The organism is Exiguobacterium sp. s192 (genome assembly GCF_018618795.1).
In the GTDB taxonomy this organism is placed as follows: domain Bacteria; phylum Bacillota; class Bacilli; order Exiguobacteriales; family Exiguobacteriaceae; genus Exiguobacterium_A; species Exiguobacterium_A undae.
In genome coordinates this window covers 109181-133745 of record NZ_JACSMS010000001.1, presented here as the reverse complement: position 1 = coordinate 133745, position 24565 = coordinate 109181, and the positions used below count along the sequence as shown (strand labels likewise).

Sequence of the window (24565 nt, the reverse complement as noted above, 5' to 3'; positions counted from 1 at the left end):
AACCCCCGAGATGGGGGTGGGGATTATTCTACTGTAACTCCAGCTCGTTTTAACTTTCCTGGATCAGCCCCAGTAAAGTACGTATTTCCTTTTTTAGCACTTAAAAGAGTAACTTCATAAGTAAACTTACCTTGTTTTTCAGTTACAACTACATATGAAGAAGCATATGGTGCATCTGAATTCAACGAATCTTTCATTTCATCAATATACTTATCAAGTGTATCTTCATTAGCTTTTGCATCTTCAGAGTCTTTAGATGGAATTGCACTACCACCATCTGTAATACCAAGCTTAATCTGTTGACCCGGTTGCATTGGGTTTGCAGACGTATAGAGTTTTGCTGCAGCTACCAATTGTTTCGCATCGGATACAACCGCATCCTTACGTGAGTTCTCGATCAATCCGCCGATGGCGACGACAGCGATTGCTGCAATGATACCTAAGATAACGACAACTACGAGTAACTCGATCAATGTCAAACCACGCTCATCGCGCATTTGTTTTGCATCTAACCAGATTTCTTTCATACGTTCTAACATGTTTACTATTCCTCCCTAGTACTTTTTAACTGCGACTGGCGTATAGGTCATACTGTCCAGATGAATACTATTATAGTAGCACCATATTTTTTGTAGAAAATGACTTTTTTGTACAAAAGGTAAATGTTTTGACAGTTGTCAACTGGCTTGGATGTCGGAGTAGATTTTAAACATCGGTACAACAACCGCGATGACGATGACACCGACGATGACGGCCAAAACGACGATCAATAACGGCTCAATGATGGACTTCAAACGATCCGTCGTCGTTTCGACTTCCGTTTCGTAAAAGTCGGCAACTTCCGTCAGCATCGAGTCGAGCCGTCCCGACTCCTCCCCGATTGCAATCATCTGCGTCACGAGAGGTGGAAAATATTTGTTTTTTGATAACGGTTCGTGCATCGGAATCCCTCGTGACATCGCTTCGTTCGCACCGGCGATCCCTTTGCGGATGACTCGGTTCGTGACAATTCGTTCCGTGATGTCGAGTGACGCAAGAATCGGGACGGAGGCATTCAGTAAAACGGCCAGTCCCCGTGTCATCAAGGCAATTTGTGATTTTTGAATCAACGGACCAAACACCGGAATCATTAATATCAGGCGGTCAAAGATCACCCGTTGCCGTTCATTCTTTAAGTTGAAGTACAACAGACCGAGCAACCCAAAGGCAATCAGTAGCAAGACCCACCAGTAGGCGACAAAAAAGTCGGATACCGCAACGACGATTTTGGTGATCAACGGCAACTCGCTGCCGAGTTGATCAAAAATCGAGGCAAACGTCGGGACGACGTTCAGCATCAAGAAAACGACGACGCCGATTGCAACAACTGAGACGACCGCCGGGTAGATCAAGGCGGAGATGACCTTCCGTTTGATTTCATACTGCTTCTGCAGCTGGGTGACGATGTTATCCAGTGCTTCCTCCAAGTTTCCGCTCGCTTCCCCGGCCATCGCCATACTGACAAAAAACGTATCAAAAACGCGGGGATGTTTCTCGATCGCCTGTGAAAACTGAATCCCGCTCCGTAAATCATCCTCGACTTCGACGAGCGCCCGTTCCAGTGGTTTCGATTCCGTCTGTTTCCGCAAGATTTCGGTTGCCTTGACGATCGAAACGCCCGATCGGACAAGTGTCGCGAATTGTCGGGCATACATGACGAGATGCTCAATTTTCGGTTTAGCGGTCAAAAACGTAATTTCGGTATTTAACCCTTTTGATTCTTGTTTCTCGAGTGACGTCACGGCAATTTGATCGGTCCGTAATCGTTCGGCCGCCTCCCGTTTGGTTAAAGCGGTAATCTTTCCTTTTTTTCGTTTACCGGCCATCGTTCGACCTTCATATATGAAGACTGCCATTGGTTCACCCCGATATGTAAGGTGTCGCGGCTGATGCTGGGATCAGGCCCCGACTTACTAAGTCTTGTAGTGCCATTTGCATCGTCTGCATCCCGTATTGTTTACCGGTCTGCAGGACCGATTGTATCTGATATTCTTTGCCGGTCCGGATCAGGTTTGAGACAGCCGGTGTCTCGACCATGATTTCGAGGGCGGCAACACGTCCTGTCCCGTCCGTCCGCGGCATCAGCCGTTGCGAGACAACGCCGGCCAAAACGTTCGCCAGTTGCGCCCGGATTTGATCCTGTTGTTCCGACGGGAAGACGTCAATGATCCGACTGACGGTCGACGCCGCCGTCGAGGTATGGACGGTCGCAAACACTAAATGACCGGTCTCAGCCGCCGTGACGGCAGTCGAAATCGTCTCCAGATCCCGCATCTCACCGAGTAAGATGACGTCCGGATCCTGCCGGAGCGCCGAGCGTAAACCGGTCGCAAACCGCGGGGCATCAATTCCGATTTCCCGTTGGTCGATCAAACTTTTTTGGTGGCTGTGCAAATACTCGATTGGATCTTCAAGCGTGATGATTCGTTTGTACATCGTCTGGTTGATCTCGTTGATCATTGCAGCCAAGGTCGTTGATTTCCCGGAACCGGTCGGACCGGTCACGAGAATCAATCCGTGGGGCTTTGTCAGGAAACGTTTTAAGACCGGTGGTAACGACAGTTGTTCGAGTGTCGGCACCTCCGTCGGAATGGTCCGAAACGCCATCGACAGCGCTCCGCGCTGATAAAAACAGTTGACGCGGTAGCGGGCGACTCCCGGCACACCAAACGAAAAATCGATGTCGCGGTCTTGTTTGAGTTGGAGATACATTTCCTCGGTAATCAACGAACGGACGAATCCGTCGATGATGATTGGCTTCATTTTTTCCGTTCCAAACGGCATCAATGTGCCGTTGACACGAAAGACGGGCGGTGATCCCGCCGTCAAATGGACGTCAGATGCGCCCTTTTCTTTTGATGACCGTAGGATGTCTTCGATTTGTGCGCGTTCCATCGTACTCATTCGGAAATCACCGTCCGTAGAATTTCTTCTGTCGTCGTGATGCCTTGGGCAACTTTCGACAAACCATCCGCCAACAATAACCGTTGTCCTTGCGATCTTACATACATCGTGATTTCACTCTCCGTTGATTGATTCATGATCATCCGTCGTAAAACCTCATCGACCATGACGACTTCTTGAATCGCTAACCGTCCGCGGTATCCGGTCATGTTACAAGACGAACAACCACGGCCACGCATGACGGTTGTTGCTTCAATCCCTTCTTGTGCGAACAATTCTTCCTCGCGTTTCGATAACGGTTGGACTTCGCCACAATCGCGGCAGACCCGGCGGACAAGACGTTGGGCAATCAGTCCCGTCACCGAGGCGGCGACCAGGAACGGTTCCACTCCCATATCAATCAACCGGGTGATCGAGCTGACCGCAGAGTTCGTGTGCAACGTCGAGAGGACCAAGTGACCGGTCAAGGATGCTCGGATCGAAATCTCGGCTGTCTCGATGTCACGAATCTCCCCGACCATGACGACGTTTGGATCCTGCCGCAAAATCGAGCGCAAACCACTGGCGAACGTTAACCCGATTTTCGAGTTGACCTGGACTTGGTTGATACCGTCGACCTGATACTCGACCGGATCTTCGACCGTGATGATGTTCCGCGTTTCATCGTTTAATCCATTTAACGCCGCATAAAGCGTCGACGATTTTCCGGAGCCGGTCGGTCCCGTGATCAAGATGATGCCATTTGGACGTTTGAGCATTTCACGGAACTGTTTTTCATTCCGCTCACTGAATCCGATTTTTGAAATCGAGATATTCGAATTCGAACTGTCGAGAATCCGGATAACCACTTTCTCACCGTAGACGGTCGGCAGCGTCGAGACCCGGAAGTCATAGGCGACGCCATTATAAAGAAACTTGATCCGTCCGTCCTGCGGCAAGCGGGTCTCGGTGATATCGAGTTCACTCATCACTTTGATCCGGGTCGTCAGGATGTTTTGAATCTGTTTCGGATAATTGTTTTCCGTTCGAAGTTCTCCGTCGATCCGAATTCGAATCGATAACGACGTTTCTTGCGGATCCATATGAATATCCGATGCTCGTTGGGAGATACCGTTCTCGAGAATCTGATTGACGAGGCGGATGATCGGTGCATCTTCGCGGGTCACCGTATCACGCGACGTATCGGAAATCGTCATCTCATCCGACTCAAGCAATTCCCGTAACGATGAATCGATGTCGTAATACTTGAGGATCGTCCGTCGAATCTCGTCACGTGTCGCAAGACCAACTTCAATCATCAAACCGGTTTGGAGCCGGAGATCGTCAATCGCAATCAAATCCATCGGATCGGCCATCGCGATGAATAGACGGTTTCCTTCACGGTAGACCGGAACAAGCGTATGCCGTTGGGCCAGATCTTTTGAAATCAATTTCGTGACCGCCACGTCAACCGGATAGTTGTACAGTTGGATGACCGGAATCTTTAATTGATGATGCAAGGCTTCAATCAATTGTTGTTCTGTCAAATGACCGAGTCGCAGCAGGGTATCCCCTAGTTTTTCCGTCGTCCGTTTGACGGATAACGCTTCCTCGATCTGTGCTTCCGTCACGACACTTTCTTCTAACAACATTTCACCCAATCGTTTCCGTTTCATTGCCATTTACATCGTCATCCTTCCGCGTGCCATGTTTCTTCTTCGTCAAGTGGTGTCACCTGTTGCTTTTTTTCATCCATCACACTCGTAATGGCCGCGATGACTAAAATCGTGATCACGTATCCCGCAATGACAAACGGGTTTGTGATCCAATCCATTTTGACGATCATGTAGAGTGAAGTGACTAATACCAATGCGGTTATTGAGAGCATCACTTTGGCCGCCATTGTCGTCACAAAAGGAATTTGAATGGAAAACATCAATCCGCAAATGATGGTTGCAAGACCAATGATGATACCGAGTTCAATCGCTAAGTCCGTCCAGTTCATGTTCATCCTCTTTTCTTATAGCAGTATCAGCCGACTGCGCCGTCCGTCGGCTCACCATCGACGGGTGATGCCGGATCCCCTGTCGTCGGCGCATCCGGTGTATCCGGTGCTGTCGGTTGATCCGGTGTAACGGGTTGTTCCGGCGTTGTCGTACCGTCGGTTGATCCATCGGTTGATCCGTCCGTCGCATTATCTGTATCGTCCGTCGGATTTTCAGTCGTACCGTCGTTCGTTGAGTCATCTGTCGTGTCGTCCGTTGATTCTTCTGCCGGCGGGATCACGACTGGCGGCGCTTCTTCCTGGCTGCTTTTCGTCACGATGGCTGGTGTCGCAGTATAAAAATCAAGCGCAAGCAATCGTTTGATTTCTCCTTCGTTCGACTTCGTGACGCGATACAATTCGATTGATTTCCCTTCCACACCCGATTGGGTATCACTGCTCGTTCCGGCAGATAATGTCGGAGAGTAGCGGGTAATCGTCCGGTATGGAATCGTTTTTTCAGCTTCCAGTACGGCTGTGACCGTTTCTTTGAACGGAGTTCCGCGTAATTCCAGCGTGACATCACTTCCGTTTTTCGTCGCGATGACCTGATAATTGACCGCCTGTGTATTCCGGACGGCAAAATCTGTTTTCTCATCAATCTTGACGTCATACCCGAGCGTCACATCGTCCGGTAACTGGGGATGTGGCATCCGTTCGACAATTTCAAAAGGAGTCTTCGCAAATAATTCATACAGTTTGCTGCCGATGAAGGATGCCGCAACCGGATCCATCCCGTATGTCTTCACATTCATCAATTGACCAGCCTTGATGTCGACTTGTGCCATCGCATCGATCATCTGTTCTTCAGCTGCCGAACGGGTCATGAACGTGACACTCGAAACGACTTCGCCTGTCGGGTCCACAGCTGCGACTGTTTCTGCCGGATCAAAATTACTTTCTTCTAATTTTTCACTGGTCTTGACTAACCACGTTTTAAAGGTCTGGATTTGTTTTTCCGTGTATGTAACCGGCTGTGTCGCTAAATATTCTTCCGTCGCCGCTTCATCAATGGTGACTTGTAACGCACCACCTTTTTTCAACGATGCGGCTTTAATCGACTCATCGATCTGAAACGTCACGAGTTCTGTCGGAATCGGAAGCGTCTCTTCTCCCGTCCCGACCGTCAACGGTGTTTTTTTAGACCAAGCGGTAACGGCTTCTTGGACTTTCGGTTTGGCTTCTTTACGTGTCAAACCACTGACAGGAACAGAACCAATACGCGCCGTGTCAGAGAAGTTTTCCGAGACTGTTGCTTTGCCGGTAAAGGAAATCAAGGCAAACGAAGGAACATAGATTAAGGCGATTAAGGCGACTAGCAGTAACGTATGTACAGCAAAACGTTTTAAATTTATCATCATCTGTTTCCTTTCCGTATGAAATAACCATTTCAGGTGTCTAGTATTTCCATTATAATGAATATTATGATGAAACATAAGTCCTACCTGACAAATACTTTCTTCATGTGAGAATACATACCGTTTTTCATTTTTTAGTTCAGACATCCTATTGATTCAGACACGAGGTGAGTCCATGCAAGACGAGCAACATGGTTTTTCGTTAATTGAAGTGTTAGTCAGTATTACGATCTTATCTATCATATCGGTCTCTCTTATCAGCATTTTTTCTCAGTCATTGGCAGCCTCACGCGACAGTACGGAGTTGACGTTTGCGAATTATCTGGCAAAAAACGCAACCTCTTATATCAAGCGAGAAGCTTTAGAAGCGACAAGTGATGAATCCTTCGCCTTCAGTTCTCTATCTACACAGGCAGACAAAGCTACTTATCTGAATGGAAAATATGTCATTCCAGAGCCCACGTCTCCTTCTTGTGACCTATCGGCTATTTGCTCATCAATCTTTACTAATCCTGAAATCAATAATATTGCCTTTGAAGTCAAATACAGTGTGACACCTCGGAAACTCGAAGGAGTCGTTAATCCGAATCTCCTCGACCTACATGTATTCGTCTACATAGAAGGAACAACTGAACCGATTACATCATTGAAAGGATCGATTACGAATGCGACGCTCAATCAAAGTTTTCCGACAACAAAATGACGGCTTCTCGCTCGTCGAACTACTCGTCGCCATCGTCATTGCCTCGATTTTCAGTGCTGTCATCCTGACTGTGTTTATCTCTGGTACGAAAAGCTTTCGGGCAACGGGAATCATCAGTGAACTGCGTAGTGAAGCTGATAGTCGAGTTGGTATCATCTTAAATGAAATCAGTGGATTTGATGCGATCCGGATCGATGAAGCAAAGCAGTTATCATTCTACAAAAAAACACTTCCTACTTTGAATCCTGATACGGGATTACTTGAACGTGAATCAGGTTTTCAGCCGTTTAATGCTACAGAAGAGGCTACTTCTTCAAATACGAATGTCACGCCGATTCGTTATACATTTGCAGAACAGCGCGAAGATGGAACAGAACTGATATATGAATCCGCTCCGCAATCCATCGACGACCAAAGTGAATTATTTCAGACATTCACGCTATCAAGTCCAGAGTATCAAACAATCAAATCAGGTAATAACAGCAGTCGCTACATCATCCACGGTATTTTAACGATCACGACTAAGATTCAATCAACGGATCAAGAAGAAGTCCAGACCTTCAAAAGTACGATTGGATTTTAACCTAGAAAGGAATAAGGTATGCGTAAATCTGAGCAAGGCTATACATTACTTTTTGTTCTTGTCACCTTAACTGTCCTGTCCGTTCTCGCTGTTGCGACAATTGGTATCAGTTTACAGTCGACTCGTCTGACGGAAATTCGTGAAACCGATATCGATGTCGAGACGACGACACAAAATGATCTCGATTTAGCAGTCGCTGCTTTGCAAAAAATAGTCTCCAAGACAACAGGAGCCTCTCCAACGACTTCATCTCAGGAAATTTTCGAGAATCTTAACAGTACCGTCATCTTACCGCTAAAAGCGATTGTGCCGAATGTAACGGTCACACCCAACGAAACGGCCTCCAATGCCCGTGTGACAGCACTCGACTTAACAGCAGTCGTCACGAAACAAAAAGGTGATCAACCATCCATCAAAAAAAGTTATCGCCAACGTGTTTATCTGTCCGCAATTCCTAGTTTTTTATACTACACGTTGGGTTCAGATGATGGAGTTATCTTAAATGGCGCTCCTTTGATTAAAGGCAATATCTTCTCTCGTGATGCGCTCCAAGCGACCGCGACACCTAGCTTTACATACAATGGTGATGGTGGAACCTACACGAATACAAGAGCGCTTCCTTACATCACGGGTCAAGTACGTGTCTTTCAAGAAAAAAATCAACCGTTATTGAAATGTGATGATTATCCGATATGTGATAAGACTATTTTTGATCCGCAGGGTGATACAGAACTCGTAGCAACAAAAGAAGCACTTGTTCCATTTGATTTCGACTATGCATTCAACAGTTTCTTAGGGATAGATACTAATACATCGGTAACTGATACTAGTCGTATTTTAGAAGAATTATCTAAAAAAGGACTTTCTCCTAAGCCAGTTATTACTCCATTTTTAGATGAATTATCAAATGATACACAGATCCTTTCTGCACCAGCAGGAGAAATCGCCTTAACAGAAGACATCATTCAAGAGACGCGTAATCCCTTAATTATTAATGGGAACTTGAAAATCTTCTCACTAGACCCTTCGACTCCAATCAAAATCAAGCGTCCAATAGTTGTTTTAGGAAAATTGACTATTACAGGAAACGTTCAATTTGCTACAACTATTTTCACGACCAAAAATAGCCTTTTGGATAACGCTAATATTCAAAATGATGGTAATAATTCATCAAAGCAAAATACATTAATTCTGCTCAGTAAAGGAGATATCCTAATTAATCGAGTCAACAAATTCTCAAGTCCACAAACAAATGAACCTGATTTAAATGCGTTTCTATATAGTGATTCCGAAGGAAAAAATACAATTTATTCTGTAGGATCAACAATGAATGTTCGAGGTGGTATCTTCACGAAGGGGGAACTCGAAGTCAATGCTTATCGCGGGAAATTAGATTTAGAAGAAAAGGATTTTCCTGCAAACGTAACCGAACTCGAAAAACTGATGCTCATTAATAAATCATCTGATTTTGAAGATTCTCGTTTGCGTATGGAATATGATGCGACGTTATTGAAAAATCCAACAGCGCTACTTCCACTTAACCGAGCAGTCCAATTGTATGTCGAAACACCAAAGCGTGTTCAACCATGAGAAACATCAAAAAAGAGTCATTCGCCTGCGACGAATGACTCTTTTTTGACTAGAATTTTGTTGCTCGGTATTGCTTAGCGAGCTTTTTCACCTTTTTACTGTCTACCGTTGCAGCGTTCTGCTGCAACATCACATACAAATCTTGTCGATTTTGTTTGACCGTCTCATAGATAGGCTGCTCTTCTCCACGATTCGGATCCGCTCCTGCTTGTAATAACAGTTCGATTGCCGCTTCATTTTGATCTAGTGTCGCATAAAAGAGAGGTGTATGACCGAGGTCATCGATTCGATTGAGTTCCTTTTTAGATGCTTTTTTTATTAATAGAGCATAAGCATCAATCGATCGGTTCACACTCGTCGCGACATGAAGGACCGACTGACCTTGTGAATTTAATTGACTGATTTTCGCGCCTTTCGTTAACCATTCAGAGACCATGCTCAGTGGTGCAAATTGCGCTGCATAAAACCAGTTTGGCTTATTTTGAACAGTCTGTTCATCAAGAAGGAGTTTTGCTTTGTCAAAAGCGAGTGTTTCTTGGAAGCGACGGATGTAACGATTTTTCTCCTTTGTCGATAAAGAGGTATCTTTTAGCGCATCAGCGAGTCGTTCTGGTTTTTCTGAACGTAATCCTTTCTCGAGTGCTGCTTGTTGATTCGATTTTGTGACATACACCGCCCCCCCGATTCCAATGATGATTAAAATCAAGAGGACAGCAACGATTTGTTTTCGTTTCATAGTTCGCGTCTCCACATCTTAATAAACATCTCCATCATATTCAGATGGATTCGATTCTGAACTGATATTCACCTTAAATGTAGTTGTTAGTGGTGTACTTTGATTGTCTTTCATGACTTCGAGAACAGTTTTATTCTCCTTTAATGCGGTTACTTTGATACGCGCGGCTCCCGGACGTAATGGTTGCAGCGCCTGTCCTGTTGGGTCAACCTTGACATATTCCTTACCTTGGAGCACTTCCAAGCGATAGAATTGTTCCGTCGCCGTCACTGGTAACCAACGAAGCGATGGTAGTTTATTATCATCCTTCATTGTCATCATCAAGTCAGCAGCTGTCAGGCTAGTTGGATTTTCACGTACTCGAATGAGAGTTTTTGCAATCGTACTAGGAAAATCGGTTAACTTGAGAATAGCTTCGACCGGTCCACTCGGAGTACCGCTTTTACCAGTAATCGTATATCCAGTCGATGTCTGATTCAATTGAATCGCATTACTCACAGTAGAAACTGTAAATGGCAACGGATAGTTTGGATTGAATATTGCTGTCACATCTTTATTCGATCCGACCCACAGTTCAAGATTGTTTGGCGAAACGGATAGTTCCGGCAACTTGACTTGGATCGTGTACTCTGGCGACTGAGCAAGATAAGTAGAGCTTCCGGCTGTCGCAGGTACGACCGCTTTGACTTTGACTGTTCCTGGTGTCTTTCCTGTCAACTCTAATTTACCATTAGATATTTCGTTTGCTAGCGTATTTGCAGCAGGGTCAATAATCCAACGAACGGGTAACTCTTGACCTGAATACATTAAAGCTATACCTTCAAATGACTGAGTTTCTCCGACAAACAACTCAGTAAACGTTTTAGTCACAGATAACTCTTTAAACTCGTCTTCAATAATCAATTCAGATGTTGTAGTTAATGTTTTACCGTTTGCAACTGGAAGTACTAATTCAATTCTTGTCTTTCCAACTTTCTTTGGTCGAACTACTCCTTCGTTGTCTATTGTAGCAATACTCTCATCTTCAATTGACCAATTCATAACTCCATATTTACTTCCAACCGGGTTTATTTCCGGTAGTATTCTATAAGAAGGTGTAGTAATTTTCATTTGGACCGGAGGAATCGAAACACGTGTTGCGAATCCAGGTGTTAACGCATATCCAAGCGGATTGAATGACTGTGAATTATTTGCGATCGTAGTGACTTTTTCTTTTTTTCCATTAGCAATTTCTTTGTAGATATTCTTAGCTGAGGTTAGTGAATTGTCTTTTTGTTCTAATATATAAGCACCGCTAGCTTCTTTTGCTCTCACTGTAATCGAAAAAGTAATCTTATCTTTTACAGGCTTCCACATGCCTTTGTGCAAATCTTGTATTTCTTCTACGTACTCAATCGGATCTAGACTACCACTCACATTTTGACCAGAGATATTTTTGTTATTCAATCCACTAGTCGATACGATTTCTAAATTAACCGGGAATTTTTCACGGAAAAGTATATCTTCCATGAATACAGTGTATTTGTCTGTTTTTTTACCATTATTCCCAATCGCTTCATGTTGTTGTAACAGAATTGGATTAATCGTGTATTTGATTTCTGCTGTTTCTCCTCTTGGAATCATTGATGGATTGATGGAACGTGTCAGCGAAAATGGTTCCGATGCTGATGGACTGACGACTTTAACTGTTCGTGTTTCCACTGTCTTCGCTCCACGTTGATCCTCTGCTTCAATCCGAATACTGACATTAGATTTTCCAAGTAATTTTTGATTGAAGGTTTGACTGACTAGAGAGTTATTTTGTATTTTGTTATTTTCGTACACTTGTTCTCCATCAATGAAAATACGCGTCTTCAGTTCACGATCACGTAAATCATAATCATTAATTTGATAAGAAACTGTCAACTGTTCATTTTCCAAGTAAGAAGTTTGATCAAGAGGTAATATATTTTTTAATAACGGTTTATGGTTAGCTCCGATGAAGGCACGATACATCGTATTCGTAAACAAGTTCCGCTCTCCTGGATCGGGGAAAGAAGAAGTGTGTCCTGCACCTGAATAAGTGATATTCCCTTTAGTGTACATATAGTAGTGGTTTCGAGCGTCCCCTACTGTTCTACCAGAATCCGTGCTTGTTTCTGTTTCCTTAATGTTATACCACGGTATTAAATCCGGTTGTTCTAAGTCTAGAGCAAAATACTGATTATGTGTTTGCGCAATCGAAATCTCATTCTCTAAAGCAAAAGGATACGATGTCATCTGCCCTTCATTTTGACGAATTGCTTTTGTGGATCTTTTAGGTGCCCCAAATCCCATGTTCGTATAATAAGTTTGACCTGATGCTGTGGCGTAGTCTGCTTCCCAGCGAGTTGGTGCATTTTTTACATTCGATCTAAAAATGGTGTCGTGTGTCAACATCAATCCCTGTCCCGTATTCGTAAATGACTTAACTTTGTTAAATGCTAGGTCTGTAAGATTAGCAGTACCATAAGAATCTTGGAAACCGAAGATCAACATATCATATGAAGAGTTTAAATCTTTTGAAATCACTTCACTCGAAAATTTAGTTGAATCCATAACCTCTAAATTAAACTTATAAAGATCACTTTTATTTAAGTTTTCTCCTGTTAAGTCATTTAGAAGGGAACCTTTTCCTGTCGTTTTTAAAACTTGAAGTACTTTTGCTTCAGCTAACTGATCTTTCATCAAAAAACTACCCGTTTTATAATCCGTCTTACCGTCCTTGGTAATTCGGAGCATCCATTGACGTGGTCCGGTATAACTTGGAACATCAAATGTATAGGTAAGCTTTCCGCTAGAAACAGCCGGTAGCTCATCTTCTTTTTCTGATTCATCAAACTGATCATTACTATCAAAATCGATATAAAGTGCTATAGTCGCATCAGTTACAGGTTGATCAAGAACATAACTAAACTCAATCGGTCGATTCGGTACAGCAATCGAACTGACTGTCGACAATGTATTTCCATCTTGTTTTACCGTCACACTCGAAATCCGAGGACGCATATTGTTTTTTTGCTTCAATGAGTTAATGACATCATTGATATTTTCGTAAGAAATGGTTGATTGCGTTGAGACATAGTTTTTCAAAACCTTCGAGAAGTTACTTTTATCATGCTTGAAGACATCTTTATGCAAATACACTGGTAGTCCTTTTCGGACGTATGAATTGAGAATCTCATTACTTTTTAGTTGCGTAATATCATTTTCGATTTTACTTGTGTTGTGAGATTTTTTGTCGAATACAGACAATTCTGTTGAATATTTATCTTTGTCTATATTATTTATAGATGGATCAAAAACGATTGCATCAAATGCTCCATCAAGTGGGAAACGAGACGCATTCAGCTCTTTGACCGTCATCATCTTGACATCGTATTGACTAGTATTCAAGTCTTTTAACATTGATAGGGACTTGACGGAAATGCTTGGATCAATCCGATTCGTCGCCGACCATTCATCACGAATCTCTAAAATCTTGAACTTCTCCCCGGTCGCCGCTTTTGTATGTGGTTGCTGTATATACGTAAAACTAGTAAAGATCAATAGACTGACTACAAACAGACGTACCCAACGCTTCATCTCAATCGTCTCCTCGTCATAAGATCGTAAAATCTAGGACTATATTACCCCACCTTTAGTATACAAGGACTTTTACTTTTTCCCCTTTTTTGTAAAAGACTGCCCCTTCAGTAATGTGCGGACCGTACTGATGAAGTAGAGGGATCCTGTGACGATGAGCGTCTGGTTGGTTGTATCCATCTGATCAAAAAACTGGTCGAGTTCCATCACATTTGCCCCGTCCAGCTTTAGCTCTGCCAATGTTCGTGCCCGCGGAAAATCAAACGTCGTCTCGTAGATCTCTGGTGTCACTTCCCGCAACTGATCAAGCATCGCCTCGCGGTCCTTGTCCCGTAAGATCGAACAGAGGACGATGACCGGTTTTGACTCTTCCTTCAGCCGTTCGACGAGTGCCGCAACTCCTTCCGGATTATGGGCACCGTCCAGAATGATCCGCGGCTTGCGGGAGATGATCTCGAACCGACCCGGATGCGTCGCATTCCGCAGTCCACGCCGGATCGCAGTCTTCGACCAACCGAGTTGTTTGGCACAGACGACGGCGTTCGCCGCGTTATGTACTTGATGCACCCCTTCAAGACCGAGTCGCGTCTCGGGAATTCCTTCGTAGGTTGCCCACGTGCCTGTTGCACTGAGCCGGTAATCGCGAATCACTTCCTGGCTCCAGGTTAAGGTCGCTTGTCGATCGCCACAATAGGCCATCAACGGAACCGTTAATTCTTCCTGCAATTTACCGGCAATGACCGTCGTCTTTTGTTTAATGATGCCAAACTTCTGTAAGGCGATTTCTTGGAGCGTATCTCCGAGAATCGCTTGATGGTCGTGACCAATCGACGTGATGATGGCTGCGAGCGGGTGTTTCAGTACGTTCGTCGAGTCATACAATCCCCCAAGGCCGACTTCATAGATGACCAAGTCAGGACGAATTTGCTGAAAATGATAGAACGCCAGTGCCGTCAATGCTTCGAATTCCGTCACAGACCCGACCGTTGACTCGATGTTCCTGATCGCTTCCTGGACAGCAACGGCTGCCGCGACCAGATCCGCTTCACTGATCGGGACACCGTTCAACATGATCCGCTCTTCAAACTGGATGATATACGGTGACGTAAAGGTACCAATCCTCAATCCTTGCGCCACTCCCATCTCACGCAAAAAAGCGACCGTCGATCCTTTGCCGTTCGTCCCCGCGACATGAATCGCCGGAATCGTATCCGGATCAATCTGTAGTTCTGTTAGCAAGGCCTCCATTCGGCTCAAGCCCGGTTTGATGCCAAATGCCAGTAACGCGGATAACCACTGCAACACATCTTCTCGTGTTCTCACCCTTCATTCGCTCCTTTAAAAAAAGTGACTCAAGAAAACTTGAGCCACTGTTAAGATTATTTTGCGAGTTCGCTGATTCGGACTTCAACTGCCGCCCGCTTCTCTTTATAGTCTTGTGCTTTTGCCTGCTCTTCTTCAATGACATGTGCCGGTGCTTTCCCGACGAATCCCGGGTTGTTGAGTTTTTTCTCGACCCGTTCGACTTCTTTTGTATACTTGACGAGTTCTTTGTTCAGACGGGCGATTTCTTCTTCGATGTTGATCAAGTCAGCAAGTGGAATGAACAATTCTGCTCCCGTTACAATCGCACTCATCGCTTTTTCCGGTGCTGTCATATTGCGTTCGACGAGCAGCTCCGACGCATTCGTGAACTTTTTCAAGTACGACAGATTGGTTTCCAAATCATGCTGGACTTGATCGTCACTCGTTGCAATCATCAACTGAATTTGCTTCGACATCGGTGCGTTGACCTCTGCCCGGATGTTCCGAACTGAACGGATGACGTTCTGAACGGCTTCAAATGCCGGAACAGCTTTTGGGAAGTCCAGTGAATCGTTCCGTGTCGGCCAAGCGGCACGTGTGACGGTTTCCCCTTCATGCGGTAGATGCTGCCAGATTTCTTCCGTGATGAACGGCATGAACGGATGCATCAGACGCATGATTTGATCCAGCGTATACGCAAGAATCGAACGTGTCGTCAATTTCGCTGCTTCGTCCTCACCGTTTAACGGCAACTTCGCCATCTCGATGTACCAGTTACAGAAATCTTCCCAGATGAAGTGATAGAGGACACGACCGGCTTCACCAAATTCATATTTGTCCGACAGACGCGTCACATCATCAATCGTCGTGTTCAGACGTGTCAAAATCCATTGATCGGCAAGTGATTTCTCACCTGACAGGTCAATTTGCTCGTGTGTCAGCCCATCCATGTTCATCAATGCAAAACGGCTCGCATTCCACAGTTTGTTCGAGAAGTTCCATGTCGCTTCGATTTTCTCCCAGTAGAAACGTAAATCGTTTCCTGGTGTTGAACCGGTCGTTAAGAACCAACGGAGCGAATCCGCACCGTATTTCTCGATGACATCCATCGGATCAATTCCGTTACCGAGTGACTTCGACATTTTCCGTCCTTCCGAGTCGCGGATCAAACCGTGAATCAGTACATCGTTGAATGGACGTTCGCCTGTGAACTCATACGACTGGAAGATCATCCGTGAGACCCAGAAGGCGATGATATCGTAACCTGTTACGAGTGTTGACGTCGGGAAGTACTTCTGATAATCAGCTGCACCTTCGTTTGGCCAGCCCATCGTCGAGAACGGCCAGAGCGCTGAAGAGAACCATGTGTCAAGCACATCATTGTCCTGCTCCCAGTTTTCGATGTCCGACGGTGCTTCTTTACCGACGTAGACTTCGCCCGTTTCTTTATGGTACCAAGCCGGAATCCGGTGACCCCACCAAAGCTGACGGCTGACACACCAGTCACGGATGTTTTCCATCCAGCGGACATACGTGTTTTCAAAACGTTGTGGAATGAAGTTGATTTTGTCTTCCCCTTGTTGCTCATGCAGTGCTTTTTCAGCTAGCGGCTCCATTTTGACGAACCACTGAAGCGACAAGTACGGTTCGACGATGGCGTCCGACCGCTCCGAGTGACCGACGGAATGCAGATGCGGTTCGACCTTGATTAACACACCTGACGCTTTGAGATCTTCGACGATCTGCTTTCGGCATTCGAATCGGTCCATGCCTTCATATTTGCCGGCATTTTCATTCATCGTTCCGTCTTCATTCATGACGAGGACACGTGGTAGATCGTGGCGGTTTCCGACTTCGAAGTCATTTGGATCATGGGCTGGTGTGATTTTCACAACCCCTGTGCCGAATTCCATATCCACGTATTCATCGGCGACGATTGGGATTTCCCGTCCGACGATTGGTAACGTGATCGTTTTTCCAACCAGGTGTGCATAACGCTCATCCTTTGGATTGACGGCAATCGCCGTATCGCCAAGCATCGTTTCCGGACGTGTCGTCGCCAGTTCGACGTGACCCGTTCCGTCCGTCAACGGATAACTGAAGTGATAGAAGGCACCTTCGATGTCTTTATAGATGACTTCGATGTCCGAGATCGCTGTTTTTGTCGCCGGATCCCAGTTGACGATGTATTCGCCACGGTAGATCAAGCCTTTTTCGTACAGTTTAACGAACACTTCCTGAACCGCTTCCGACAAACCTTCATCGAGTGTAAACCGTTCCCGTGAATAATCGAGTCCAAGTCCGAGTTTCGACCATTGTTCGCGGATCGTTGACGCATATTCTTCTTTCCATGCCCACGATTGTTCGAGGAACTTTTCACGGCCCATCTCAAGGCGTGACTTCCCTTCTGCCCGGAGTTTCTGTTCGACCTTCGCTTGTGTCGCGATACCCGCGTGGTCCATTCCCGGCAGATACAGCACGTCAAAGCCTTGCATCCGTTTCATTCGCGTCAACATATCTTGGAGAGTCGTATCCCAGGCGTGACCGAGGTGTAATTTCCCGGTAACGTTTGGCGGAGGGATGACAATCGTATACGGTGCTTTTTCCGGATCTTGATCGGCTTTGAAGTATTCCCCTTTCATCCAAAAGTCGTACCATTTTTCTTCTGTCGCTTGCGGATCATATTTCGTTGGCATTGATAATTCCTGCATCTAAATCGCTCCTTTAATCCATAATAAAAACGGCTTCTCTCGTCCTCATCTAAGGACGAAAGAAGCCGTTGCTCTTCCGCGGTACCACCTTAGTTCACTCTTTACAGAGTGCCCTCTAGCCCGCTTAACGTGCGGCAATCCGGATCTCGCTTGCTTGTCGCTTACGAAACCAGCTCGTGGGGTGACCTTCATCAGGACGTCCTGTCACATCTCTCAGCCCGTGGATGTGTTCTCTCATACAGTGCGTTCCTTGACTACTCTTCCCGTCATCGCTGTTTCCAAATTATTCTTTCCTTATTTTATCCGAGACGTCCGTGACTCGTCAAGAACTGCTTAACGATTAAATTCAAGCTTCAATTCTTTGAACGTCAGCTCGACCGCTGCAATCGTCTGCTCGATATCTTCGTCCGTATGGACCGTGGATAAGAAGAGACCTTCAAATTGTGACGGTGGTAAGAAGATCCCACGTGCCGCCATCTTTTGATAATACGAACGGAACATCTCAAGATTCGATGTTTTCGCTTGTTCGAAGTTCGTGACCGGCTGATCGGTAAAGAAGACGCCGAACATCGCACCCGCCCGGTTTGTCGTTAACGGAATGTTGTATTTCGCCGCTGCTGCGAGATATCCTTCTGCAAGTCGTGCGGCTTTCCGGTCAAACTCTTCGTAATGCTCCGGCTTCAGTTGCGTCAGTGTCGCAAGACCGGCTGTCATCGCAAGGGGGTTACCGGATAATGTACCGGCCTGGTAAATCGGTCCTTGCGGTGCGATTTGTTCCATGATGTCGCGACGGCCACCGTAAGCACCGACCGGCATACCGCCACCGATGACTTTCCCGAGACACGTGATGTCCGGTGTGACGCCAAAGTATCCTTGGGCACAGTTAAAGCCGACCCGGAAGCCTGTCATGACTTCGTCAAAAATCAACAGGGATCCGTATTGTTCCGTGATATCGCGCAATCCTTCGAGGAAGCCCGGTTGCGGTGGGACAAAGCCCATGTTTCCGGCTGCCGGCTCCACGATGACACCCGCGATATCGTCGCCGTGTTTTTCAAAGGCAATCCGGACTGCGTCCATATCATTGTACGGAACAGTTAACGTCATGCTGGCGATTTGTGCTGGAACACCGGGTGAATCCGGCAATCCAAGCGTCGCAACGCCTGAACCGGCCTTGATCAACAAGGAATCGCCGTGTCCATGGTAACAGCCTTCGAACTTCAGGATTTTCGTTTTCCCTGTATATCCGCGTGCGAGGCGAAGCGCCGCCATCGTCGCTTCTGTACCCGAGTTGACCATTCGGACGACTTCGACCGATGGAACACGGCTGATGACGACTTCGGCCATCGCTGATTCGATTTCCGTTGGTGTACCGTAACTCCAGCCTCGTGTCGCTTGTTCTTGAATCGCTGCCGTCACGATCGGATCGGCATGACCAAGAATCATCGGTCCCCACGACAAGACATAGTCGATATATTCTTTGCCATCGATATCGTATAGGCGTGAACCTTTTGCCCGTTCAGCAAAAATCGGTGACATCCCGACTGATTTATAGGCACGCACCGGGCTGTTGACACCACCCGGCATCAACGGTAACGCCCGTTCAAAAGCGGCTTTTGATTTTGAGTTCTGATTAATCAAGCTCATTTTGTCCCCTCCAAGTAACGACAGATGTCTTTTGCAAAATACGTAATGATTAGATCAGCGCCTGCTCGTTTGAAACCAAGCATCGTTTCCATGACAATCCGTTCCTCGTCAATCCAGCCGTTTAACGCAGCGGCTTTGACCATCGCATATTCACCCGATACGTTGTAGGCGACGATTGGTAACTCGACGCGTTCGCGGACATCACGAATGATATCCATGAAGGCAAGTGCCGGTTTGACGATCATGAAGTCTGCTCCTTGATCGACATCGGCTGTCGCCTCCCGGAATGCTTCGCGGCGGTTTGCGGGATCCATCTGATAGCCTTTACGGTCCCCTTCGCCCGGCGCCGAATTGGCTGCGTCACGGAACGGTCCGTAATAAGCAGAGGCATACTTCACGCCGTAACTCATGACAGGAATGTGGCTGAAGCCATTTTCGTCCAGACCTTGACGAATCGCTGCCACGAATCCGTCCATCATTGAAGAAGGAGCGATGACATCTGCACCGGCACGCGCTTGCGAGACGGCAGTTTGAACGTGCAACGGCAAGGAGGCATCGTTGTCGACCGTACCGTCTGCTACGATGCCACAGTGTCCGGTTGACGTATACTCACACAAACATGTGTCGGCGATGACTGTCAGCTGAGGTGCCACTTTTTTGACGAGTCGTGTCGCTTCCTGCACGATTCCGTGATCATGGAAAGCGCCTGTCCCTTGCTCATCCTTTAAGTGATCATGCGGGACACCAAACAAGATGACGGACTCGATACCGAGTTCAACCACTTCTTTGATTTCCGCTTCCAGATGATCAAGCGAAAGGTTAAACACACCGGGCATCGAACTGACTTCCCGTTTGATGTCTTCCCCTTCTGCAATAAACAGCGGATAAATCAAATCTGATTTGTGCAGATGATTTTCGCGCACAAGTGAGCGCAGGGATGGTGTATGCCGTAATCGGCGGTGACGTGCGAATTCTAATGTATTCATGACAATTCCTCCTCTAAAATACAGTCAATCAGTCCATCGAGTGTAAACGTCTTGGCGACGAGTAATGGCGTCAATCCGGATGTGCGAGCGGCTTGCTCCGTAATCGGACCGATGGCTACATAAGTGCCTGTGGTCTGATGCCGGGATGATGCCAGAACTTCGACAGCTGAAGGACTTTGCAATCCAATATACGAAGCATATTGCAATACGTCAGAAGAAATCGTCCGTAAGTTCGTCTCATACGTGACGACTTCCACTACTTCTGCCGCAACAGCATGCCTTAATCGTTCAAGTGGTTCTTGCCGTGAGCGGTTTCCCCGGGCAAAACAAATCCGTTGTCCGGGTTCGATGAATGGTTGTAACTCGTCGACGAGCGCGTCCCCGGTAAAAGCGGACGGGATAAAATCCGGCGTTCGCCCCAGTTTTTCCAATACCACTGCCGTCTTTGTCCCGACGACTGCGATTTTAGTCTGCTGTAGTCGGTCGAGCTGTGATTTCAGTTGCGTGACGCCGGTCGGGCTTGTCACGATCAACCAATCCAGTGCTTCCGGTAACTCAAACGCGACCGGAACCGTCTCAATGACCGGATGATACATGACTTCGACTTGTCCGGTTCGTAACCGATTCAATTGTGCGGAAGTTGGTCGTCGACTTCCCGTCAAGACCAGTTTCTTAAAGGTCATCCGGTAAAGACGCTAAAATTTCGCGGCCACCCGCATCGAGTAAACGTGTTGCGACCTGTTGACCCAACTGCATTGGATCAAGCGACGTTTCCCGTTCGAGCAAAATTTGCTGACCGTCTACTGAACCAAGGAATCCGACGAGCGTCGTCGATAAATCCTCATTGATCGTCGCAAAACCGCCGACCGGAACATGACAGCTTCCTTCGATGGCTGACAAGAAAGAACGTTCGGCAAATGCCACTTTCTCTGTCATCTGATCGTGGATGAGATTCAATAAATCGCGGATTTCTTGATCCTGCTCCCGGCATTCGATTGCAAGGATGCCTTGTCCGACAGCCGGAATCATGTCGTCAGTCGAAATGTATTCCGAGACGATGTCTTCTGACCATCCCATGCGTTGTAGACCCGCGGCAGCTAATAAAATCCCGTCAAACGGTCCCGTCTTCAGTTTTTCAAGACGTGTGTCAATGTTTCCCCGGATCGATTCGATTTTTAAATCCGGACGTAATTTCAATAATTGAGAACCGCGGCGCAGACTGCTTGTTCCGACGATTGCGCCTTCCGGAAGTGAGGCCAGACCTCCGCCCGTCGTTGTAATCAAAGCATCACGAGCGTCGACACGTGCAGGTGTTGCCCCAATGATGAGTCCTGTCGGCAACTCAGATGGGAGATCTTTCATACTATGCACGGCAAAATCAATTTCTTCATCAATCATCTGCTGTTCGATTTCTTTGACAAATAATCCTTTTCCACCGACTTTAGACAATGTCACGTCAAGGATGCGGTCACCCTTCGTGATGATGTTCTTGATTTCGAACTCGTATGGTGCACCCGCTTGTTTGAGTTGATCGATGACCCACTTTGTTTGTGTCATCGCGAGTTTCGAACTTCGTGAACCTACTATGATTTTTCGCATGCTGAAATCCCCCTGTACAATAATAAAGGGGCGGCACAAGTCCGCCCCATGCTTTTCTATTGTAACACAATTCGACCTCTGTTCACCGGTTCACAGCTTTCCGTTCGACCGGTGTTTCGTCTTGTAAAACGACCTCTTCCGCTGTCCCGTCAAACAATTCTTCATCCAGTGCAAACGTATCCATGAACTGAGCAATCCGTTGCTCGGCATCCGGTTTTGCAGCCGCGTCTTTGATATACGACAACGGTTCCCGGAGTAACTGGTTGATGATCGACTTCATGTGCTTCCCGATGACCGTTTTTTCACGGTTCGTCATGTTCGGTAACTTCCGCTCCAGACTTTGCATCGTCTCTTGTTGAATTTTAAGCGATTGGTCACGCAGTTCCGTAATGATCGGAACGACACCTAATGTCGTCATCCAACCTTCAAACTCAGCGATTGCCGCTTCAATCCGACGTTCGATTTTTGCTGCTTCTTTCATCCGTTCTGCCATATTTTGTTGCACGATTGACGTCAAATCATCAACGTCATACAAATGGACACCCGGCAGGTCGCCTGCCGTCGGTTCGATATCACGTGGGACCGCGATATCAATCAACAAAAACGGACGGTCGCTCCGGAACAATTGTGCTGCTGCAATGTCTTCACGTTTGATGATTGCCCGCTTTGCTCCGGTTGAAGAAATAACGATGTCAGCCCGAAGCAGACCGCATTGCATTTCATTGATCGAATGTGCGGATCCTTCGAAACGATTCGCCACTTCTTCGGCTTTGGCAAGTGTCCGGTTAAAGACCGTGATGTCACGGGCACCCGCTTCGTATAAGTTCAATGTCGTCAGTTCACCTGTTTCACCCGCACCGATGACGACGATTGATTTATCTTCAAGCGATCCAAGCAATTGTTCGGCAAGCGTTACTGCCGCTGCACTGACCGAAACTGCATTTTCACCAATTCCCGTTTCAGCATGCGCCCGTTTCGCAAGCGTAACAGCTTCTTTGAACAACTTGTTGAAGACCGTTCCCGTTGTTTCGAGCTTTTGTGCCGTAAAGAAACTTGTTTTCACCTGACCGAGAATCTGTGTTTCTCCGACAATCATCGAATCCAGTCCACTTGTGACCCGGAAGAGATGTTTCATCGCGTCAAAACCCTCATGGATAAACAAATAAGGCTCTAATTCCTCCATTGTTAAACCAAACCAGTTCGCGAGAAAACGTTTTGTATAATAACGACCTGTATGCGGTTGATCCGTGACGACATATAATTCCGTCCGATTGCACGTCGAGACGATGACACTTTCAAAAATGCTCTTTTCGTCACGTAGCGCAACGACCGCCCCTTTCATCTCATGTTCCCCAAATGAGACTTGTTCGCGGATTGATACAGGCGCCGTCTTATTATTTAAACCGACAACTACGATATGCATGCGCTCTACCCCTTACGTCCAAAGATTTCATTCTCATCTATCTTTCGTTCTCTACTCTACATTATAACCATTATAAAAAAGATTCCAATCAATTTATAAACTAAAATGAGTCGAAGTTGTGAAACTTATCTTCTTACCATATCCCTCTCCGGACCAAATCACAAACCCTCTGCTTTTATGTTCAGCAGAGGGTCGGATTTTTTATTTGGTTGAATCGGTGATGATTGGGGATTCTTCCGTTTGTAAATCAAACTTTTGTTGCCGTAATTGATAGATCCGGGCGATATTCTGGACTACAACTTTTGTGACGGCATACGTCGGGACAGCGAGAATGACACCGATGATCCCGCCGATTTTTCCGGCGACGAGCAAGACGATGATGATCGTCAGCGGGTGTACCTTCAATGTTTTCCCCTGGACGTACGGAGAAATCAAATTCGATTCAATCTGCTGGGCGACGACAATCGTAATGATCGCATACAGCGCCTTGATCGGATCATCGATGAACCCGACGATGACCGCAGGGACAGCTCCGATATACGGTCCGAGATAAGGAATGATGTTCGTGACCGTACAGAACAACGCCAGTAGTAACGCATACTGGATGTCCGCGATGAAGAAACCGATCAGTGACATCAAGCCGACACACAACGATACGATGACTTGACCGTTGACGTAATGTTTGACCGTCACGTGCATATCGTGAAGAATCTTCCGTGTTTCCGTCTCATAGCTTTTCGGCAACAGCTTGACGACGGAGTTCGGAAACTTGTAACCGTCAAGCAACATGTAGACCAAAATAAATGGAACAAGCACGATGATCAGGACGGTCGAAGAAATGACACTGAAAATCGTTCCGACAGAAGTCGAGACCGACTTGAACAAGGTCCCGATGTATGACGTCGCCTCGTTCGTCCACTTATCAAACAGGTCCGTGTTTTCATGCACCCAGTTCGAAATGAACCGGTTGTTCATCAGTTGATCACGCAGATTCAACGTCTGATCCCGCAGTTCGACGACCAGGTTCGGAATGCTCGTCACGAAATCCGTAACCTGTTCGACCAGAATCGGTCCGAGTGACGCCACGGCAATCGTGATGACACCGAGGAAGCCGAGTAAGACGATCAGCACAGCCAGTCCGCGTTTTTTGACACGTTTTTGCAGCATATCGACGATACCGAGCGTAAAGTAATAAAAGATCCCGGCGATGATCAACGGCGGGAAAATCAAAGCGAGCATGACTTTGATCGGTTGGAACAGGAAGGAAATTTTTGTCCCGACCCAAATCACCAAAAAGATTGTCAAAATCCAGAGTAATGCTTTAAACCATTTGTTACGAAGTAAATCCACGAACAGTC

Annotated in this window: 19 protein-coding genes; 3 read left to right on the top strand and 16 right to left on the bottom strand. The window is 46.5% G+C overall.

The genetic code is table 11. The annotated features are described in order from the left end of the window. Positions 1 to 23: 23 nt before the first annotated feature. From KNP87_RS00595 to KNP87_RS00570, 6 genes are all read right to left on the bottom strand, one after another. Entirely contained in the window at positions 24 to 539 is a 516-nt protein-coding gene (locus tag KNP87_RS00595) for a type II secretion system protein (protein ID WP_214720561.1), read from the bottom strand. A gap of 138 nt (positions 540 to 677) precedes the next feature. After that, entirely contained in the window at positions 678 to 1895 is a 1218-nt protein-coding gene (locus KNP87_RS00590) for a type II secretion system F family protein (RefSeq protein WP_028105915.1), read from the bottom strand. Between the two features lie 4 nt (positions 1896 to 1899). Further along, complete coding sequence (locus KNP87_RS00585; RefSeq protein WP_214720560.1) at positions 1900 to 2943, bottom strand: type IV pilus twitching motility protein PilT; 1044 nt, start codon at positions 2941 to 2943, stop codon at positions 1900 to 1902. After that, positions 2940 to 4604, bottom strand: coding sequence for a GspE/PulE family protein (locus tag KNP87_RS00580; RefSeq protein ID WP_214720559.1), 1665 nt, complete (start codon positions 4602 to 4604; stop codon positions 2940 to 2942). Before KNP87_RS00580 ends, KNP87_RS00585 begins: the two co-directional genes overlap by 4 nt. 8 nt (positions 4605 to 4612) lie before the next feature. Further along, positions 4613 to 4927 (bottom strand): hypothetical protein, encoded by a 315-nt coding sequence (locus tag KNP87_RS00575; protein ID WP_214720558.1) that lies wholly within the window; start codon positions 4925 to 4927, stop codon positions 4613 to 4615. Positions 4928 to 4953: 26 nt separating this feature from the next. Next, a complete protein-coding gene (locus KNP87_RS00570) occupies positions 4954 to 6324 on the bottom strand; it encodes a G5 domain-containing protein (RefSeq protein WP_251135366.1) in 1371 nt (456 codons plus the stop codon). Positions 6325 to 6499: 175 nt separating this feature from the next. Here KNP87_RS00570 and KNP87_RS00565 point away from each other — a divergent pair, with 175 nt between their 5' ends. Genes KNP87_RS00565 through KNP87_RS00555 form a run of 3 tightly spaced genes read left to right on the top strand, consistent with a single transcriptional unit; the run spans position 6500 to position 9200 of the window. Beyond that, positions 6500 to 7027 (top strand): prepilin-type N-terminal cleavage/methylation domain-containing protein, encoded by a 528-nt coding sequence (locus tag KNP87_RS00565; RefSeq protein WP_214720556.1) that lies wholly within the window; start codon positions 6500 to 6502, stop codon positions 7025 to 7027. Further along, positions 6990 to 7610 carry a PilW family protein gene (locus tag KNP87_RS00560; protein WP_214720555.1) on the top strand — a complete coding sequence of 207 codons (621 nt, stop codon included), beginning with the start codon at positions 6990 to 6992 and terminating at the stop codon, positions 7608 to 7610. Before KNP87_RS00565 ends, KNP87_RS00560 begins: the two co-directional genes overlap by 38 nt. Before the next feature lie 18 nt (positions 7611 to 7628). Next, on the top strand, positions 7629 to 9200 hold the full coding sequence (locus KNP87_RS00555; protein ID WP_214720554.1) for a type II secretion system protein: 1572 nt from the start codon (positions 7629 to 7631) through the stop codon (positions 9198 to 9200). A 49-nt stretch (positions 9201 to 9249) separates the two neighbouring features. On the opposite strand, the gene KNP87_RS00550 is transcribed toward KNP87_RS00555, so the two are convergent. From KNP87_RS00550 to KNP87_RS00505, 10 genes are all read right to left on the bottom strand, one after another. Continuing rightward, positions 9250 to 9936, bottom strand: a complete 687-nt coding sequence (locus KNP87_RS00550) for an ankyrin repeat domain-containing protein (RefSeq protein ID WP_214720553.1) — start codon at positions 9934 to 9936, stop codon at positions 9250 to 9252. An 18-nt stretch (positions 9937 to 9954) separates the two neighbouring features. Continuing rightward, positions 9955 to 13539: a GEVED domain-containing protein gene (locus tag KNP87_RS00545; RefSeq protein WP_214720552.1), complete on the bottom strand. Its 3585-nt coding sequence runs from the start codon at positions 13537 to 13539 to the stop codon at positions 9955 to 9957. Positions 13540 to 13611: 72 nt separating this feature from the next. Then, entirely contained in the window at positions 13612 to 14862 is a 1251-nt protein-coding gene (locus KNP87_RS00540) for a bifunctional folylpolyglutamate synthase/dihydrofolate synthase (RefSeq protein WP_214720551.1), read from the bottom strand. 56 nt (positions 14863 to 14918) lie between these two features. Beyond that, positions 14919 to 17555, bottom strand: coding sequence for a valine--tRNA ligase (locus tag KNP87_RS00535; RefSeq protein ID WP_026832407.1), 2637 nt, complete (start codon positions 17553 to 17555; stop codon positions 14919 to 14921). A gap of 333 nt (positions 17556 to 17888) precedes the next feature. Continuing rightward, positions 17889 to 19199 (bottom strand): glutamate-1-semialdehyde 2,1-aminomutase, encoded by a 1311-nt coding sequence (gene hemL, locus KNP87_RS00530; protein WP_026832406.1) that lies wholly within the window; start codon positions 19197 to 19199, stop codon positions 17889 to 17891. Beyond that, a complete protein-coding gene (hemB, locus tag KNP87_RS00525) occupies positions 19196 to 20185 on the bottom strand; it encodes a porphobilinogen synthase (RefSeq protein WP_026832405.1) in 990 nt (329 codons plus the stop codon). Before hemB ends, hemL begins: the two co-directional genes overlap by 4 nt. Then, positions 20182 to 20868, bottom strand: a complete 687-nt coding sequence (locus KNP87_RS00520; RefSeq protein WP_214720550.1) for a uroporphyrinogen-III synthase — start codon at positions 20866 to 20868, stop codon at positions 20182 to 20184. The genes hemB and KNP87_RS00520 overlap by 4 nt, the downstream gene beginning before the upstream one ends. Further along, positions 20858 to 21784, bottom strand: coding sequence for a hydroxymethylbilane synthase (hemC, locus tag KNP87_RS00515; protein WP_026832403.1), 927 nt, complete (start codon positions 21782 to 21784; stop codon positions 20858 to 20860). The genes KNP87_RS00520 and hemC overlap by 11 nt, the downstream gene beginning before the upstream one ends. Before the next feature lie 82 nt (positions 21785 to 21866). Beyond that, positions 21867 to 23207 (bottom strand): glutamyl-tRNA reductase, encoded by a 1341-nt coding sequence (gene hemA / locus KNP87_RS00510; RefSeq protein ID WP_028105902.1) that lies wholly within the window; start codon positions 23205 to 23207, stop codon positions 21867 to 21869. A gap of 201 nt (positions 23208 to 23408) precedes the next feature. Next, positions 23409 to 24557 (bottom strand): AI-2E family transporter, encoded by a 1149-nt coding sequence (locus tag KNP87_RS00505; protein ID WP_028105901.1) that lies wholly within the window; start codon positions 24555 to 24557, stop codon positions 23409 to 23411. Positions 24558 to 24565: the final 8 nt, after the last annotated feature.

What these genes read in the sequence shown, in the direction of transcription:
- KNP87_RS00560 (WP_214720555.1), top strand. Translation starts at nt 6,990, where the DNA reads ATGCGACGCTCAATCAAAGTTTTCCGACAACAAAATGACGGCTTCTCG.
- hemL (WP_026832406.1), bottom strand. Translation starts at nt 19,199, where the DNA reads ATGAGCTTGATTAATCAGAACTCAAAATCAAAAGCCGCTTTTGAACGG.
- KNP87_RS00590 (WP_028105915.1), bottom strand. Translation starts at nt 1,895, where the DNA reads ATGGCAGTCTTCATATATGAAGGTCGAACGATGGCCGGTAAACGAAAA.
- KNP87_RS00570 (WP_251135366.1), bottom strand. Translation starts at nt 6,324, where the DNA reads ATGATAAATTTAAAACGTTTTGCTGTACATACGTTACTGCTAGTCGCC.
- hemA (WP_028105902.1), bottom strand. Translation starts at nt 23,207, where the DNA reads ATGCATATCGTAGTTGTCGGTTTAAATAATAAGACGGCGCCTGTATCA.
- KNP87_RS00595 (WP_214720561.1), bottom strand. Translation starts at nt 539, where the DNA reads ATGTTAGAACGTATGAAAGAAATCTGGTTAGATGCAAAACAAATGCGC.
- KNP87_RS00580 (WP_214720559.1), bottom strand. Translation starts at nt 4,604, where the DNA reads ATGGCAATGAAACGGAAACGATTGGGTGAAATGTTGTTAGAAGAAAGT.
- KNP87_RS00535 (WP_026832407.1), bottom strand. Translation starts at nt 17,555, where the DNA reads ATGCAGGAATTATCAATGCCAACGAAATATGATCCGCAAGCGACAGAA.
- KNP87_RS00545 (WP_214720552.1), bottom strand. Translation starts at nt 13,539, where the DNA reads ATGAAGCGTTGGGTACGTCTGTTTGTAGTCAGTCTATTGATCTTTACT.
- KNP87_RS00555 (WP_214720554.1), top strand. Translation starts at nt 7,629, where the DNA reads ATGCGTAAATCTGAGCAAGGCTATACATTACTTTTTGTTCTTGTCACC.
- KNP87_RS00565 (WP_214720556.1), top strand. Translation starts at nt 6,500, where the DNA reads ATGCAAGACGAGCAACATGGTTTTTCGTTAATTGAAGTGTTAGTCAGT.
- hemB (WP_026832405.1), bottom strand. Translation starts at nt 20,185, where the DNA reads ATGAATACATTAGAATTCGCACGTCACCGCCGATTACGGCATACACCA.
- KNP87_RS00550 (WP_214720553.1), bottom strand. Translation starts at nt 9,936, where the DNA reads ATGAAACGAAAACAAATCGTTGCTGTCCTCTTGATTTTAATCATCATT.
- KNP87_RS00575 (WP_214720558.1), bottom strand. Translation starts at nt 4,927, where the DNA reads ATGAACTGGACGGACTTAGCGATTGAACTCGGTATCATCATTGGTCTT.
- KNP87_RS00520 (WP_214720550.1), bottom strand. Translation starts at nt 20,868, where the DNA reads ATGACCTTTAAGAAACTGGTCTTGACGGGAAGTCGACGACCAACTTCC.
- KNP87_RS00585 (WP_214720560.1), bottom strand. Translation starts at nt 2,943, where the DNA reads ATGAGTACGATGGAACGCGCACAAATCGAAGACATCCTACGGTCATCA.
- hemC (WP_026832403.1), bottom strand. Translation starts at nt 21,784, where the DNA reads ATGCGAAAAATCATAGTAGGTTCACGAAGTTCGAAACTCGCGATGACA.